The sequence below is a fragment of the Burkholderia puraquae genome, from assembly GCF_002099195.1.
Lineage (GTDB): Bacteria > Pseudomonadota > Gammaproteobacteria > Burkholderiales > Burkholderiaceae > Burkholderia > Burkholderia puraquae.
Genome location: NZ_NBYX01000002.1, coordinates 254,227 through 269,399 on the forward strand (window position 1 = coordinate 254,227; position 15,173 = coordinate 269,399).

Annotated in this window: 12 protein-coding genes; 6 read left to right on the forward strand and 6 right to left on the reverse strand. The window is 68.9% G+C overall.

Annotation, left to right across the window (positions count from 1 at the left end):
- Positions 1–175 precede the first annotated feature (175 nt).
- The 3 genes from B7G54_RS05530 to B7G54_RS05540 all read left to right on the forward strand — a co-directional run bounded on the left by B7G54_RS05530 (position 176) and on the right by B7G54_RS05540 (position 3,950).
- Positions 176–1,738 (forward strand): sensor domain-containing diguanylate cyclase, encoded by a 1,563-nt coding sequence (locus B7G54_RS05530; RefSeq protein ID WP_085038163.1) that lies wholly within the window; start codon positions 176–178, stop codon positions 1,736–1,738.
- Between the two features lie 152 nt (positions 1,739–1,890).
- Complete coding sequence (locus B7G54_RS05535; RefSeq protein WP_085038164.1) at positions 1,891–3,276, forward strand: cache domain-containing protein; 1,386 nt, start codon at positions 1,891–1,893, stop codon at positions 3,274–3,276.
- 29 nt (positions 3,277–3,305) lie between these two features.
- The gene (locus B7G54_RS05540) at positions 3,306–3,950 is read left to right on the forward strand and encodes a response regulator (protein ID WP_085038165.1); all 645 of its coding nucleotides are present in this window, start codon (positions 3,306–3,308) and stop codon (positions 3,948–3,950) included.
- Between the two features lie 92 nt (positions 3,951–4,042).
- Here B7G54_RS05540 and B7G54_RS05545 read toward each other — a convergent pair whose 3' ends face one another.
- Positions 4,043–4,639: an MlaC/ttg2D family ABC transporter substrate-binding protein gene (locus B7G54_RS05545; protein WP_085038166.1), complete on the reverse strand. Its 597-nt coding sequence runs from the start codon at positions 4,637–4,639 to the stop codon at positions 4,043–4,045.
- Positions 4,640–4,962: 323 nt separating this feature from the next.
- On the opposite strand from B7G54_RS05545, the gene hpnN reads away from it, so the two are divergent.
- Both hpnN and B7G54_RS05555 read left to right on the forward strand, forming a co-directional pair.
- Complete coding sequence (hpnN, locus tag B7G54_RS05550) at positions 4,963–7,596, forward strand: hopanoid transporter HpnN (RefSeq protein ID WP_085038167.1); 2,634 nt, start codon at positions 4,963–4,965, stop codon at positions 7,594–7,596.
- Positions 7,589–8,548, forward strand: coding sequence for an MlaA family lipoprotein (locus B7G54_RS05555; RefSeq protein WP_085038168.1), 960 nt, complete (start codon positions 7,589–7,591; stop codon positions 8,546–8,548). The genes hpnN and B7G54_RS05555 overlap by 8 nt, the downstream gene beginning before the upstream one ends.
- 125 nt (positions 8,549–8,673) lie before the next feature.
- Here the strand turns inward: B7G54_RS05555 and B7G54_RS05560 are convergent, their stop codons facing one another.
- The 5 genes from B7G54_RS05560 to B7G54_RS05580 all read right to left on the reverse strand — a co-directional run bounded on the left by B7G54_RS05560 (position 8,674) and on the right by B7G54_RS05580 (position 14,073).
- Positions 8,674–9,330: a phosphorylase gene (locus tag B7G54_RS05560; protein WP_244289264.1), complete on the reverse strand. Its 657-nt coding sequence runs from the start codon at positions 9,328–9,330 to the stop codon at positions 8,674–8,676.
- A gap of 51 nt (positions 9,331–9,381) precedes the next feature.
- On the reverse strand, positions 9,382–11,355 hold the full coding sequence (gene shc, locus B7G54_RS05565; protein ID WP_085038170.1) for a squalene--hopene cyclase: 1,974 nt from the start codon (positions 11,353–11,355) through the stop codon (positions 9,382–9,384).
- An 11-nt stretch (positions 11,356–11,366) separates the two neighbouring features.
- Positions 11,367–12,620 (reverse strand): hydroxysqualene dehydroxylase HpnE, encoded by a 1,254-nt coding sequence (gene hpnE, locus B7G54_RS05570; RefSeq protein ID WP_085038171.1) that lies wholly within the window; start codon positions 12,618–12,620, stop codon positions 11,367–11,369.
- 13 nt (positions 12,621–12,633) lie between these two features.
- Complete coding sequence (hpnD, locus tag B7G54_RS05575) at positions 12,634–13,482, reverse strand: presqualene diphosphate synthase HpnD (protein ID WP_085038404.1); 849 nt, start codon at positions 13,480–13,482, stop codon at positions 12,634–12,636.
- A gap of 258 nt (positions 13,483–13,740) precedes the next feature.
- Positions 13,741–14,073, reverse strand: a complete 333-nt coding sequence (locus B7G54_RS05580) for a hypothetical protein (RefSeq protein WP_011353632.1) — start codon at positions 14,071–14,073, stop codon at positions 13,741–13,743.
- Between the two features lie 175 nt (positions 14,074–14,248).
- Here B7G54_RS05580 and B7G54_RS05585 point away from each other — a divergent pair, with 175 nt between their 5' ends.
- A complete protein-coding gene (locus B7G54_RS05585; protein WP_085038172.1) occupies positions 14,249–15,133 on the forward strand; it encodes an alpha/beta fold hydrolase in 885 nt (294 codons plus the stop codon).
- Positions 15,134–15,173: the final 40 nt, after the last annotated feature.

Sequence of the window (15,173 nt, forward strand, 5' to 3'; positions counted from 1 at the left end):
GAATGTTTGATTTACCGGTATATCTGGCCGCGATTACCGATAATCGGCGGCCATTTTCTCCGCCGGCCGGCAGGAAGGCGTCGAAATGGCCGCGTCACGGATCGCCGCCGGCACGTCATACGAACCCATCGCATCGGCCCGCCTCCCGGCGGCAATGCCCTTCGATCCACCGACCATGGCAGAAACCGACTACGCAATGCCCAGCGAATCCGGCCTGACGAGCCGTGTCGCCGCTCATCTGCGCCGGTTCCTGCTGCCGCACCTGATCTTCTATACCGGGCTGCTGATCGCGCTGGTCCTGCTGCTCCTGTGCGGGATCGTGCTGTACGAAGGCCGCATCGACGCGCGCGACCGCTCGATCGCGATGCAGCAGAATCTTGCGCTGATGGCGTCGTGGGACATCGAGCGCAACATCGAGATCTATTCGCTGTCGCTGCAGGCCGTCGTCGAAGGCGCGAACGACCCCGCGATCGTCAAGCTGCCGATGTCGCTGCGCCGCCAGGTGCTGTTCGACCGTGCGACGACAGCCAAGTACCTCGGCGGCATCTACGTGCTCGACGCGAAGGGCGACATCGCGGTCGACGGCAAGAGCGATGTGCCGCGCGAGGCCAACTTCGTCAACGAACCGTACTTCGCCGTGCACCGCGACCACCCCGACGCCGGCCTGTACGTCAGCCCCCCGTATCACTCGCGGCTGCGCGACGGCTCGCCGAGCGTCGCGCTCAGCCGGCGGATCACGAAGCCCGACGGCTCGTTCGGCGGCGTCGCCGTGATGTCGATCCGGCTCGAATATTTCCAGAACCTGTTCTCGCGCCTGTCGCTGGGCGATCGCGGCTCGATCGCGCTGATCAACACGGACGGCAAGATGCTCGCGCGCGAGCCCTACGAGCCGAAGATCGTCGGCCGCGACATCAGCCACGCCAGCACGTTCCGGCGGTTCATGACCGCCAGCGAAGGCAGCTTCGCCGACACCGCGTCGATCGACGGCGTGCGGCGCCTGTACGTGTTCCGGCACCTCGAGCACCTGCCGCTCATCATCATGGTCGCCCGCTCGGAAGCGGATACCTACGCCGCGTGGTACGACCGTGCGATTCCGATCGGCTCCGCGATGGCCGCGCTCGCGATCGGCTTCGTCGGCCTGTCGCTGCTGCTCGACGTGCAGCTGCGCAAGCGTCACCGCGCGGAAACCGAGCTGCAGGCGCTCGCGCGCACCGACGGCCTCACGGGCCTCGACAACCGCCGGATGCTCGACGTCACGCTCGCGCGCGAATGGCGCCGCGCCGCGCGCTCGCAGCACGCGCTGTCGCTGCTGTTCATCGACGTCGATTACTTCAAGCGCTACAACGACACGCAGGGTCACCAGGCCGGCGACGACGCGCTCGCCGCGGTCGGCCACTGCATCGCCGGCTGCCTGCGCCGTCCGGCCGACTACGCGGCGCGCTACGGCGGCGAGGAATTCGTCGTCGTGCTGCCCGACGTCGACACCGATGGCGCGGTGACGATCGCCGAGACGATCCGCACCGGCATCCTCGATCTCGGCATCCGGCACGACGCCGGCACGGCCGGCCGCCTGACGGTGAGCATCGGCGTGACGACCAGCTATCCCGAACTCGACGACGACATGCAGGCCGCGCTGAAGCTGGCCGACGACGCGCTGTATCGCGCGAAGGAAGGCGGGCGCAACCGCATCGTCGTGCACGCGGCCGCTTCCGGCGGCCTCGCGGCGCGGCAGGCCTGAGCGGCCGGGGCACCACGCCGCCGAGCGGCGGCAGGGCGGCCGCCGGGCCGCCGTCGCCGCCCGTGCGCAAAATCGCCGACAATGTCGCCTCGACACGCCGCCGCGCGGCTGATGCGCCCGGCCGGCCCGGTTCGCGGCCGCTTCGCACCACCATGAGACTCAAGGCAAAGATCTTCCTTCTGGCCATCGTGCCGTTCCTGCTCGCGATCGCCGGTATCGGCTTCGGCGTGCGCCAGCAGGCGACGTCCCTCGCGCGCACGCAGCACGCGACGATCCAGGCCGCGTACCTGTCGAGCAAGGAAGTCGAGCTGAAGCACTACGTCGAGCTCGCGACGAGCGCGATCATGCCGCTCTACGACGCGAGCGGCCGCAACGCGCGCGACGACGCGCTGCTGCGCACGCAGGCGCTCGCGATGCTGCAGAAAATGGATTTCGGCCCCGACGGCTATTTCTTCGTGTACGACCTGCACGGCAATTCGCTGATGCATCCGCGCGAGCCCGAGCGCGTCGGTCACAACTACTGGTCGATGCGCGACCCGCAGGGGGCGCTGACGATCCAGCAACTGATCGGCGCGGCGTCGAGCGGCGGCGGCTACGTGCGCTACGCATGGCAGCGGCCGTCGACAGGCCGCGTCGCGCCGAAGCTCGGCTACGTCGTCGCGCTCGAGCGCTGGGGCTGGATGGTCGGCACCGGCATCTATCTCGACGACGTCGACACCGCGCTGCAGCGCATCGACGCGCGCGCGTCCGCGAACATCGAGCGCACGATGAGCTGGCTCACCGCGATCGCGCTCACGGGCGCGGCGGCAATTGCCGTGTGCGCGCTGGTGCTGAACGTCAGCGAGTCGCGCAGTGCCGACGCGAAGCTCAAGCTGCTCGCGCAGCGCGTCGTCGAATCGCAGGAGCAGGAGCGGGCGCGGCTGTCGCGCGAGCTGCACGACGGGATCAGCCAGATGATGGTATCGGCGAAGCTGATGCTCGAATCCGCGCTCGCGCGCTTCGAACGCGGCTCGGCGCGCATGCCCGAGGCCGAGCAGGCGCTGGCATCGGGCGTCGTGCGGCTCGGCGACACGCTGCGTGAAGTGCGGCGCATCTCGCATGCGCTGCGTCCCGCGATGCTCGACGATCTCGGCCTCGCGGCGGCACTCGAGCAGCTGGTGCGCGAGCTCGGCGCCGAAAGCGGCATCGACATCGGCTATACGCAGGTCGCGCACAGCAGCGCCCGGCCGCTGCCCGCGGCGGTCAACACCGCGCTGTTCCGGATCGCACAGGAAGCGCTCAGCAACATCGTGCATCATGCGCAGGCGTCGCGCGCGGCCGTCACGCTCGACGTCGGCGCGCAATCCGTCACGCTGACCATCGCCGACAACGGCTGCGGCTTCGACGCCGAACGCTCGCAGGCGGATGCGCGCCGCGGCATCGGCCTGCGCAACATGCGCGAGCGCCTCGACGCGCTCGGCGGCATGCTGACGATCACGTCGCAGGTCGGCCACACGATCGTTGCCGCGCGGGTGCCGCTGCCGGGCACCGCGTCATGACGCGCCCCATAACAGGAGACCTTTCACGCATGAGCGCCCCCGACACCGCCCGGCCCGTCGCCCGACTGCTGCTCGTCGACGATCACCCGCTCGTGCGCGACGGCTTGCGGATGCGGCTCGAAGCGGCCGACCTGTCCGTGGTCGGCGAAGCCGGCAACGCCGACGAGGCGCTCGCGCTCGCCGCGTCGCTCGAACCCGATCTCGCGCTGATGGACGTCGGCATGAACGGGATGAACGGCATCACGCTCGCGGGCGTGTTCCACGAGCGCTTTCCGGGCATCCGCGTGCTGATGCTGTCGATGCACGACAACACCGAATACGTGACGCAGGCCGTGCGTGCCGGCGCGAGCGGCTACCTGCTGAAGGATTCGCCCGCGAGCGAGATCGTCCGCGCGATCGGCGCGGTGCTGGCCGGCCAGACGTTCTTCAGCGAAGGGCTCGCCGCGCGGATGATCCACGCGAGCGCGACCGCGTCGCCGCTCGACCGGCTCACGCCACGCGAACGCGACATCCTCGACGCGCTGGCGGAAGGGCTGTCGAGCAAGCAGATCGCGCAGCAGACGGGGCTGTCGGTGCGCACGGTCGAGACGCACCGGCTCAATCTGAAGCGCAAGCTGGAAATCGAAGGGCAGGCCGAGCTGATCAAATTTGCGGTGGAGCATCGGCGGAGGTAGGCGCGAACACGTGCGAGGTCCACGCGCCGCCATGAAAAAAGGGCGCCCGAGGGCGCCCTTCGTGCATCCGGACCGAGGCCTTGCAACGGCCGTCAGTTCGTCCGCGAATTGTGCTTCTGCAGATACGCGATCAGGCCATCGATCCCGCCCGATGAGAGCTGGCTCTTGAACTGCCCCTGGTAGACCTGGATCAGCCAAGCGCCCGACATGTCGATGTCGTAGATCTTCCAGTCGTTGCCGACCTTGCCGAGACGATATCCGACCGACTGGCTGTCGCCCGGCGTCGTGACCGTCGACTGCACGAGCGCGTCGGCGCCCGACGCGCCGCCCGCCTTGAACGAGAACTTCGCGTCCTGGCTGCCGAGCTGCGCGAGCGACGCGGCGTAGGTACGCGTCATCAGCAGCTTGAACTGCTTGTACAGCTCCTGCTGCTGTTGCGGCGTGGCCTGCTTCCACGCGTCGCCGACCGCGATGCGGGTCGTACGCTCGAAGTTGGTCGCGGGCAGGAAGCGCTGCTCGACGACCTGCGTGACCTTCGCCATGTCGCCGCCGCGTGCGGCGGGATCGGCCTTCATTGCGGTGACGGTGCCCTCGACCGCATTGCGGACGATATCGACCGGCGCGCTCTGCGCGAAAGCGGAAACCGACACGGCGGCCGCCGCGACGAAAGCAAACAGATGACGTTTCATACGAATATCGCTCGATGAGAAAAAACGACCGGATCATTGCACCGGCCGACGCTGCAAAGTATACCGGGCCTGACGCCTCGCTGCCGCGCCGTGACCGACTGTTACCTTTCAGCTTCATTTGTCACAGGCCTGCGGAGGCGCGTCGAAGCGGCGTGGCGCCGATTATGTAAATATCCCCTTATAAACCGGCCGGCCATCGGTACCGATTCCGCCGTCGCGAACAAATCTCCTTCCCTCCCCAAAACCCCCAACGTCACGACCGCCGCCACGCTGCGCCGGTATACTTGGCTACTTTGCCCTTGCCAGCCGCTTCCCACCGCCACATGGTGACATCTCTCATCGTCCGACTCGTTGCATGGTCGGTGCGTCGACCCGTCTGGGTCGTCGTCCTGTCGCTCGTCATCGCCGCGCTCAGCGGCGTCTATGTCGCGCAGCATTTCAAGATCAACACCGACATCAGCAAGCTCGTCGACGCGGAACCGCAATTTGCCGCGCTCGGCCAGGCCGTCGATAAAGCGTTCCCGCAACGCAACGGCACGATCCTCGCGGTCGTCGAGGCGCCCGCGCCCGAATTCGCGAATGCCGCCGCGCATGCGCTGACCGAAGCGCTGCGCAAGGATGCCGAAGCCGGCCGCATCGGCCAGGTTGCCGAGCCCGGCGGCGGGCCGTTCTTCGAGCACAACGGGCTGCTGTTCCTGTCGCCGCAGGATGTCACCGATACCACCTCGCAGCTCGCGAGCGCGCGCCCGCTCGTCAACGAACTCGCGAAGAACCCGAGCCTGACCGGGCTCGCCACCACGCTGTCGACCACGCTCGGCCAGCCGCTGCTGACCGGCCAGGTGAAACTGCCCGCGATGGCGAAGCTGCTCGCCCGCAGCGCTGCAACGGTCGACGACGTGCTGGCCGGCAAGCCGGCCGCGTTCTCGTGGCGCGCGCTGGTCGACAGCGACGCCGCGCGGCAGCCCGCGCGCGCGTTCGTCACCGTGCAGCCCGTGGTCAACTACGGCGCGCTGAAGGCCGGCGCGGAAACCAGCCAGGTGATCCGCGACGCGGCCCGTTCGCTCGACCTCGAGAAGCGCTTTGGCGCGGCCGTGCACCTGACCGGCGAACAGCCGCTCGCCGACGACGAATTCGCGTCGGTCGAAGACGGCGCGGCCCTCAACGGCGTCTTCACGCTGCTCGCCGTGCTCGTCATCCTGTGGCTGGCCTTGCGCTCGAAGCGGATGATCGGCTCGGTCCTCGTCACGCTGTTCGTCGGCCTCGTCGTGACCGCCGCGCTCGGCCTCGCGATGGTCGGTTCGCTGAACATGATCTCGGTCGCGTTCATGGTGCTGTTCGTCGGCCTCGGCGTCGACTTCTCGATCCAGTACGGCGTGAAGTACCGCGAGGAGCGCTTCCGCGACCAGCGCATCGATCACGCGCTGATCGGCGCCGCGCACTCGATGGGCATGCCGCTCGCGCTGGCCACCGCGGCCGTCGCGGCGAGCTTCTTCTCGTTCATTCCCACGGCCTATCGCGGCGTGTCCGAGCTCGGCCTGATTGCGGGCGTCGGGATGTTCGTCGCACTGCTGACCACGCTCACGCTGCTGCCCGCGCTGCTGCGCCTGTTCGCGCCGCCGGGCGAATCGAAGACGCCGGGCTTCCCGTGGCTCGCGCCGGTCGACGATTACCTCGATCGTCATCGCAAGCCGATCCTGATCGGCACGCTCGTGGTCGTGGTCGGCGCGCTGCCGCTGCTCGCGTTCCTGCGCTTCGACTTCAACCCGCTGCACCTGAAGGATCCGAACAGCGAATCGATGGCAACGCTGCTCGCGCTGAAGGATTCGCCGGAAGCCGCCGTCAACGACGTCACGCTGCTCGCGCCGTCGCTCGCGGATGCCGACGCGGCTGCGAAGCGCCTCGACGCGCTGCCTGAAGTCGGCCGCACGACCACGCTGTCGACCTTCATTCCCGCCGACCAGCCGGCCAAGCGCGCGGCGATCGCCGCGGCCGCGAGCGACCTCGTGCCCGCCCTGACGCAGCCGGCCGCGCCGCCCGCGACCGACGCGCAGCGCGTCGCCGCGCTCAAGCGCCTGTCGGACCTGCTGAGCTACGCGGCCGAAGATCATCCGGGCCCGGGCGCTGCCGCCGCGCAGCACCTGTCGGCGTCGCTCGCGAAGCTCGCCGCCGCAGATGCCGCGACGCGCGACCGCGCCGAGCGCGCGTTCTCCGACACGCTGCGCATCGCGCTCAACCAGCTCGCATCGCTGCTGCAGCCGCAGGACATCACGCGCGAATCGCTGCCGCCGCAGCTCGTGCGCGACTGGGTCGGGCCGGACGGCCACGCGCTCGTGCAGATTTCGCCGAAGGTGCCGAAGGGCGTCGACCCGAACGACGACACGATGCTGCGCCGTTTCGCGCAGACCGTGAAGGCCGCGGAGCCGGGCGCGACCGGCGGGCCGATCTCGATCCTGCATTCGGCCGACACGATCATCAATGCGTTCCTGCATGCGGCGCTGTGGTCGATCATCTCGATCACGATCCTGCTGTGGGTCACGCTGCGCCGCTTCGGCGACGTGCTGCGCACGCTGGTGCCGCTGCTCGTGTCGGGCGTCGTGACGCTCGAACTGTGCGTCGTGCTCGGCATGCCGCTCAACTTCGCGAACATCATCGCGTTGCCGCTGATGCTCGGCGTCGGCGTCGCGTTCAAGGTGTATTTCGTGATGGCGTGGCGCGCGGGGCAAACCGGGTTGCTGCACTCGAGCCTCACGCACGCCGTCCTGTTCAGCGCCGCGACGACGGCGACCGCATTCGGCAGCCTGTGGCTGTCGCACCACCCGGGCACGTCGAGCATGGGCAAACTGCTCGCGCTGGCCCTGACCTGCACGCTGATCGGCGCCGTGGTGTTCCAGCCCGTCCTGATGGGCAAACCGCGCGTCAAACGCGCCAAGAACCAATCGCAAGGAATCAATGAATAAGGTGCGAATCATTGCGGCGACCGTTGCCGCCAGCACTGTGCTGGCCGGCTGCGCGACGGGACCGAACCGCAACCCCAACGACCCGCTCGAGCCGATGAACCGGGCGATGTACAAGTTCAACGACACCGTCGACACGACCATCGCCCAGCCGATCGCGAAGGGGTACCAGAAGGTCACGCCGACGCCCGTGCGCACCGCGATCAGCAACTTCTTCTCGAACCTCGGCGATCTCGGCAACATCGCGAACAACCTGCTGCAGTTGCGCATCACCGATGCCACCGAGGATCTGATGCGCGTGGCGATGAACTCGGTGTTCGGCGTCGCCGGCCTGATCGACATCGCGACGCCGGCCGGGCTGCCGAAGCATCACCAGGACTTCGGCCTGACGATGGCGCGCTGGGGCGTGCCGTCGGGCCCGTACCTCGTGCTGCCCGTGTTCGGGCCGAGCACGATCCGCGACGGCGTCGGCCGCGCGGTGGACGTGCGCTTCAACCTGCTCAACTACATCGAGCCGGCCGCGCGCAACCCGATGTATATCGCGCAGTTCATCAGTGCGCGTTCGGACCTGCTCGGCGCGACCGACCTGCTGAAGCAGGCCGCGCTCGATCCGTATTCGTTCGTGCGTGACGCGTACCTGCAGCAGCGCAAGTCGCTGACGTATCGCAGCCAGTCGTCGTCGGCCACGCTGCCGACTTACAACGAACCGGGTGAATCGGGCGCCGTGCCGGCCGCGACGCCGGCCGTACCGGGGTTGCCGAACTACGAGGATCCGGGCGATGCGGGCGGCGCATCGGGCGCCACGCCGAACAACGCACCGGCCGCGCCGGGATTGCCGCAGTACGACGATCCGGGTGCAGACAATGCGATGCCGGCGAGTGCGCCGGCGGCGGCACCTGCTGCGGCATCGGCAACCGCACCGGCGACGCCTGCGAGCGCTCCGGCCGCGCAGTAACGCGGCAACGGCCGCCGCCGCAAAGACAAAGAGCGCTGCAGTTCAAATGCAGCGCTCTTTTTTTGCCCACGAGAAACGAAAAACCGGGGAGAGAAGAGAAGGGCGAGAAAGGCAGCGAACGCCGCTCAGACGATCCGCATCGCGCCCGTACGCTCGAACGCGTGGCGCGCCTGGATAAGCGTGGTGCGCGCGGCGCGCGCATCGCTCGCGACCTGCAGCAGCGGGCCGAGTTGCGACGGCTGCTTCAGCAATTCGCGCAGGATCGGCAGGATCGCCGTGCTGCCGTCGTCGCGCAGGCCGGCCGTTGCCGCACGCGGCAGCGTGCGCCACGCCGGATCGACGATCGCGCGGCACACCGCGAACGGCACGCCGCGCGCGGCCGCAAAGGCCGCCGCGATATGCGACTCCATGTCGACGGCCAGCGCGCCCTTCGCGCGATGCAGCGAGGTCTTTTCCTGTTCGCTGACGACCGGCGCGCCGACAGCCGCGATCGTGCCGCGCGTGACGCGCGCCCAGACCGGCGTGTCGTGCAGCGCAGCGACGAGCCGCGCGCTCCAGCCCGCATCGGTCTCGACGCGACCGAACGGCCCGTCGATCGCGTTCGCGATCACGAGTGCGCCGGGCGCGAGGTCGGGCGCGAGCCCGCCCGCCGTGCCGAAGCTCACGATACCCGCGCAACCGCGCGCGGTCGCCTCGGTCAGCGCGCGTTCGAGCCGGTCGGCCCGTGCGGCAAAGACGGCCTCGACGCCGTCGCCGCGCGCAATGCGCGCCTCGAACGCCATCCCCGTCACGGCGATGACGGGCAACGTGCCGGTGGATTGCGTCGCCACGCGTTACAGCCCGAACGTCACGCGCGTCGTGTTGTCGCGCTTCAGGTTGCGATAGCGGGCGAGCGCCCACAGCGGGAAGAACTTGCGATAGCCGTGGTAGCGCAGGTAGAACACGCGCGGGAAGCCCGTCGCCGTGAAGCGCGCCTCGTCCCACAAGCCCTCTTCGTTCTGCTCGGCGATCAGGTAGTCGATGCCGCGTGCAACCGCCGGGTTGTTCACCTCGCCGGCCGCCATCAGGCCAAGCAGCGCCCACGCGGTTTGCGACGCGGTGCTCGGCGCCTGCTCGAAGCCGCGATAGTTCAGCTTGTAGCTGTCGCCGTCCTCGCCCCAGCCGCCGTCCTTGTTCTGGATCGACAGCAGCCACTGCGCGCCGCGCTTCATGCGCGGATCGTCCGGCGTCAGGCCGGCCGCGTTCAGCGAGCACAGTGCCGTCCATGTGCCGTACACGTAGTTCATCCCCCAGCGGCCGTACCAGCTGCCGTCCGGTTCCTGCTCCTTGAGCATGTAGTCGAGCGCGCGACGGGCCGGCTCGCTGTTCAGCGTCGTCTCGCCGAGCTGCGACAGCATCGACAGGCAGCGGCCCGACACGTCGGCCGTCGGCGGATCGAGCAGTGCGCCGTGATCCGAGAACGGGATGTTGTTCAGGTAGTACTGCGTGTTTTCCGGTTCGAACGCCCCCCAGCCGCCGTCGCTGCTCTGCATCCCGACAACCCATTCGCGCGCGCGCGCGATCGAATCGCGATACGCGTCGTTCTGCTTGAGTTTCTGCGCGCGCTCCATCGCCACCGCGACCACCGCCGTATCGTCGACGTCCGGGTAGTGCGCGTTCGCATACTGGAACGCCCAGCCACCGGGCCGCACGTGCGGGCGGCGCGAGATCCAGTCGCCGCGCACGTCGAGGATCTGCAGCGGGCGCAGCCATTCGAGGCCGCGGATCGCGGCGTCCTCGGCACGCGCGTCGCCCGTTTCGAGCAGCGCATGCGCGGCGAGCGACGTGTCCCATACCGGCGACAGGCACGGCTGGCAATACGCTTCGTCGTCGTGCACGACGAGCAGCTTCTCGATCGACTTGCGCGCGATCGCGCGGTTCGGGTGATCTTCCGCGTAGCCGAGCACGTCGTACATCATCACCGCGTTGGCCATCGCCGGATAGATCGCGCCGAGGCCGTCCTCGCCGTTCAGGCGCTCGTCGACGAACGACACGGCCTGGCGGATCGCGCGTTCGCGCGTGTAGCTCGGGAACAGGCCGTCGACCGCGCGCAGCGCATGGTCGACCACGCGGAAGAACGCGAACCAGCCGGCGCTCTGGTGACCCTGGCGCGGCAGCAGCCCGGCGTTGACGGGCGGATCGATGAACAGCTCGTCGATGCGCACGCCGCGCGGATTCTTCGCGAGCGGGCGCTTCGCGTTCAGCACGAGCAGCGGCACGATCACGGTGCGCGCCCAGTACGACACCTTCGACAGATGGAACGGGAACCACTGCGGCAGCAGCATGATCTCGACCGGCATCATCGGCACCGCGCGCCACGGAATCGCGCCGTACAGCGCGAGCTGGATGCGCGTGAACACGTTCGACATCTCGGCGCCGCCCATCGCGTGGATGGCCTGGCGCGCACGCTGCATGTGCTCGGCGTTCTCGTCGTCGCCGATCACCTTCAGCGCGAAATACGCCTTCACGCTCGCGCTGATGTTCGGCGCACCGTCGGTGAACAGCGGCCAGCCGCCGTCCGCCTGCTGGATGCGGCGCAGATACTTGCCGATCTTCTGCTCGAGTTCGAGGTTCGGCGTCTCGCCGAGATAGTGGACGAGCAGCACGTATTCGGCGGGAATCGTCGAATCGGCTTCGAGTTCGTAGACCCAGTGGCCATCCGCGTTCTGCGCGGCCAGCAGCGCGTCGGTCGCGCGCGCGACGGCTGAGTCGACGCCGGCCGGCACGGCGCCGGCGGACAGGACAGCCATTTCGGTGAGATCGTTCATCGGTCCCTCTCTTATTGTGTCTGGAGCACGTCCGCGGCCAGCTGGCCGGAGCGGATCGCGCCCTCGATCGTGGCGGGCAAGCCGGTGGCAATCCAGTCGCCCGCCAGCACAAGATTGGTCCAGCGCGTACGCACGGCCGGACGCTTCATTTCCTGCGACGGCACCGCCGCAAAGCCCGCGCGCGGCTCGACGACGAGCTGCCACGCGGGGATGGTTTCCGGGTTCGCGCCGGTCACGCGCGCGACGTCTTCCCAGATGCGCCGCGCGAGCGTGTCGCGCGGCGTGTCGAGCCAGCGGCCCGCGTCGCGGATCGTCGCCGCGAGCTGGCCGCCGCCGGTGCGCACCGTATCGACGACACCGTTGACCACGGCCGTCTGCAGCGGAGTGCCGGCCGGCGCTTCGACCGCGAAATACGCGGTCACGACCGCGCTGAACGTATCGGGCGCGGTGAGTTCGGGCACGAGCGGCTGCGCGACCTCGGGCGGCACGGCCAGCACGACGGCGTCACCCGGCGCGAGATCGATGCGCTCGCCGCCGACCGAGATCGCATCGACCGCATTGCCGTGCGCGCCGAATTCGAACGCGTCGAGCCGCGAGTTCAGCCGGATCTGCGCGCCGCCGTGCTGCAGCATCCGCAGCGCCGGTTCGACGAATGCGCTGCCGAGGCCGTGGCGCGCGACGAGCGGACGGCAACCGGGGCCGCCCGCGGCAAACGTGCCGTACAGCGCCGCGCGCGCGAGTTCGGCACTCGCGTGGCGCGGCTCGACGTTCAGCACACCGAGGAAATACGGCCGCAGCCAACGTTCCCACAGCATGCCGTCGCATCGCATCGTCTGTGCGAGTGAGCGGCCCATGCGCGCGAACGCGAGCGGGGCAAGCGCGAGGTAGTCGAGCGGCGTCGTGCCCGGCGCGCGCGACGCGGCATCGAACAGCCACGACGGCCAGCGCCCGTTGCCGAAGCGCAGCGTCCAGCGCTGCTGCGACGCGACGTCGACGACCGGGAATTCAGGCAGCGCGGGCCCCGCGAGCTGGTCGGCCGCGCCGATCGCGCGCAGGTAGCGCTGTGTCGCGGGCTGTCCCGCGAATACCGTGTGCAGCCCGCTGTCGAGCGTCGTGTTCAGCGTCCCGTCGAACCACGAGCGGCAGCGGCCGCCCGCATGCGCGTGCGCGTCGTGCAGCACGATGCGTCGCCCGCGGCGTTGCAGCTCGACCGCGGCCGACAGGCCGGCAAGGCCGGCGCCGATCACGTGGACGGTCCTGGGCATCGAGTCGGTCGGCTCAGAACAGCGCGTAGCGCGCGGCGATCATCAGCATGCGCGCCTTCGGCTTGCGCAGCGGCGCGCGCGGGAAGGCAAAGCCGCGTGCGATCGCGGCTTCGAGAATGCAGCGATACGCGCCCGACATGATGCGCGGCGCCTTCACCTGCGCACGCGGGCAGGTATCCATCACCGCGTCGGCCTGGCGGAAGTGCTCGAGCGCGCGCTCGACGAGCGTCGCGCATACGCGCGGCAATGCCGGATCGCGCACGATCGTCGCCGGATCGGTGATCGCGATGCCTTCGCGCGCGAGCAGCTCGCGCGGCAGGTAGCAACGGTTGATCGCCGCATCGTCGTCGATGTCGCGCAGGATGTTGGTCAGTTGCAGCGCGCGGCCGAGGTGATGCGACAGCGTGATTCCTTCGGCTTCAGGCATCCCGAATATCCTCACCGACAGCCGGCCGGCTGCGCTCGCCACGCGATCGCAGAAGAGGTCGAGCGTCGGTTCGTCCGGCGCGCAGATGTCTTCGACCGCATCCATCGCCATCCCGTCGATCATCGCGTGGAAATCGTCGCGCTGCAGGTTGAATGCGCGGATCTCGCGGTCGAGCGCGGCCAGGTGGCGCGGCGGGCGGCCGGCGAAGCACGCGTCGATGTCCGCGCGCCAGCGATCGAGGCCCGCGTTGCGCTCGGCGCGCGGCAGGTCGCTGTCGGCGATGTCGTCGACCGCGCGGCAAAACGCGTAGACCTGGAACATCGCATCGCGCTGCGCGGCCGGCAGGATGCGCATCGCAAGATAGAAAGAACTGCCCGATGTGACGGCAGCAGCGTCGGTTTCTTGTTCGTCCACGACGGAATTGGAAACGGCCAAGACGAGCTCCACGGAGACACCCACGCGGGGCGATTGAAGAAGCCATGCCCGGCTGGGATGGTCAGGGTGTCAAATGCGTGCGAGATATGCGAACGATCGACGCAGACAGGCACAAATTACCGGCCGGAAGCCGGAATTGGGCGAAAGTATAGCAATCTTTGAAGTTCGATGGCGGACACGCGCCACGTCCGGCGGGGCGCCGGGCACCGCTGTCGGGCCGGCACGGCGGCCTCGGGGGAACGGGTTCCGCGCGGCGCGTCAGCCGTAAACGATGTCACGCTGCAGGTCGAGCGCAATGAGCCCCATTTCGCGGGTGAGCTGCAGCATCGAGCGGCGTTCGAGGCGCGAGCCCATGAAGCTCGTCACGCGGCCGTCGGGCTCCGCGGTGAACTGGAAAACCGCGCCGCCCGTGCCGAACCACGCCCCCGGCACATCGGGCGATTCCTGCCAGTCGATCTGCGCGAACACGCGCGCGATGCCAGCACGCACCAGGTCGCCCGGGCCGATCGGCGGCGCGATGTCGCCCAGGTCGTCGAGCGAGTAGGGGCCGGGCTTGTCCGGCTTCCGGTAGAAGAGGTAGTCGACGTTCATGGGGAGCAATCGCGAGCAAAGCCACAAATTAGCGCGCTTCGGAATAAATTCATATCGGATACGGACGAAACGTGGCCTGCACGAGACAAGAGGGACGGATCAAAACCGGCCCGTCTGGGCGCGCGCGGGTTCGTCTAAGATGACACCTTTCTCAAAATCTAAAGACCCGGACATCATGGAGACGAACGCAAGCGCCACCCCGCAGTCCGATCATCCCGTTTTCGTGCTCGTGCACGGCGCCTGGCACGGCGCGTGGTGCTACGCGCACGTTGCGGCCGCGCTGGCCGCGCGCGGCCACCTGTCGATCGCGCGTGACCTGCCCGCGCACGGCATCAATGCCCGCTTTCCCGCGTCCTACTCCGCACGCCCGCTCGACAAGGACGCGTTCGGCGCCGAGCCGTCGCCGGTCGCGAACACGACGCTCGACGATTACGCGACGCAGGTGATGCAGGCGGTCGACGACGCATACGCGCTCGGCCACGGCAAGGTCGTGCTCGTCGGGCACAGCATGGGCGGCCTTGCGATCACGGCGGCCGCCGAACGCGCGCCCGAAAAGATCGCGAAGATCGTCTATCTCGCGGCCTTCATGCCCGCGTCGGGCGTGCCGGGCCTCGATTACGTGCGCGCCCCCGAGAACACGGGTGAAATGCTCGGCCCGCTGATGCTCGCGAGCCCGCGCGTCGCCGGTGCGCTGCGCATCGATCCGCGCAGCGGCGACGCCGCGTATCGCGAGCTCGCCAAGCGCGCGCTGTATGACGACGTGCCGCAGGCCGACTTCGAGGCCGTCGCGAACCTGATGACCTGCGACGTGCCGGCCGCGCCGTTCGCGACCGCGATCCCGACGACCGCCGCACGCTGGGGCGCGATCGACCGCCACTACATCAAGTGCCTGCAGGATCGCGTGATCCTGCCCGCGCTGCAGCAGCGCTTCATCGACGAAGCCGACGCGTTCGTGCCCGGCAACCCGACCCACGTGCACCAGCTCGACAGCAGCCATTCGCCGTTCATGTCGCAACCGGCCGTCCTGGCCGGCGTGCTGGCCGACATCGCGAAAAGCTGAGCGCGGCACGCATCCGCTCCGCGCACGGCGGGGCGGATGC

Bases quoted from the DNA above. Each gene is read 5' to 3' on its own strand.
- B7G54_RS05580 (WP_011353632.1), bottom strand. From the start codon at position 14,073: ATGAACGTCGACTACCTCTTCTACCGGAAGCCGGACAAGCCCGGCCCC.
- shc (WP_085038170.1), bottom strand. From the start codon at position 11,355: ATGAACGATCTCACCGAAATGGCTGTCCTGTCCGCCGGCGCCGTGCCG.
- B7G54_RS05555 (WP_085038168.1), top strand. From the start codon at position 7,589: ATGAATAAGGTGCGAATCATTGCGGCGACCGTTGCCGCCAGCACTGTG.
- B7G54_RS05545 (WP_085038166.1), bottom strand. From the start codon at position 4,639: ATGAAACGTCATCTGTTTGCTTTCGTCGCGGCGGCCGCCGTGTCGGTT.
- B7G54_RS05560 (WP_244289264.1), bottom strand. From the start codon at position 9,330: ATGGCGTTCGAGGCGCGCATTGCGCGCGGCGACGGCGTCGAGGCCGTC.
- hpnE (WP_085038171.1), bottom strand. From the start codon at position 12,620: ATGCCCAGGACCGTCCACGTGATCGGCGCCGGCCTTGCCGGCCTGTCG.
- B7G54_RS05535 (WP_085038164.1), top strand. From the start codon at position 1,891: ATGAGACTCAAGGCAAAGATCTTCCTTCTGGCCATCGTGCCGTTCCTG.
- B7G54_RS05530 (WP_085038163.1), top strand. From the start codon at position 176: ATGGCAGAAACCGACTACGCAATGCCCAGCGAATCCGGCCTGACGAGC.
- B7G54_RS05585 (WP_085038172.1), top strand. From the start codon at position 14,249: ATGGAGACGAACGCAAGCGCCACCCCGCAGTCCGATCATCCCGTTTTC.
- B7G54_RS05540 (WP_085038165.1), top strand. From the start codon at position 3,306: ATGAGCGCCCCCGACACCGCCCGGCCCGTCGCCCGACTGCTGCTCGTC.
- hpnN (WP_085038167.1), top strand. From the start codon at position 4,963: ATGGTGACATCTCTCATCGTCCGACTCGTTGCATGGTCGGTGCGTCGA.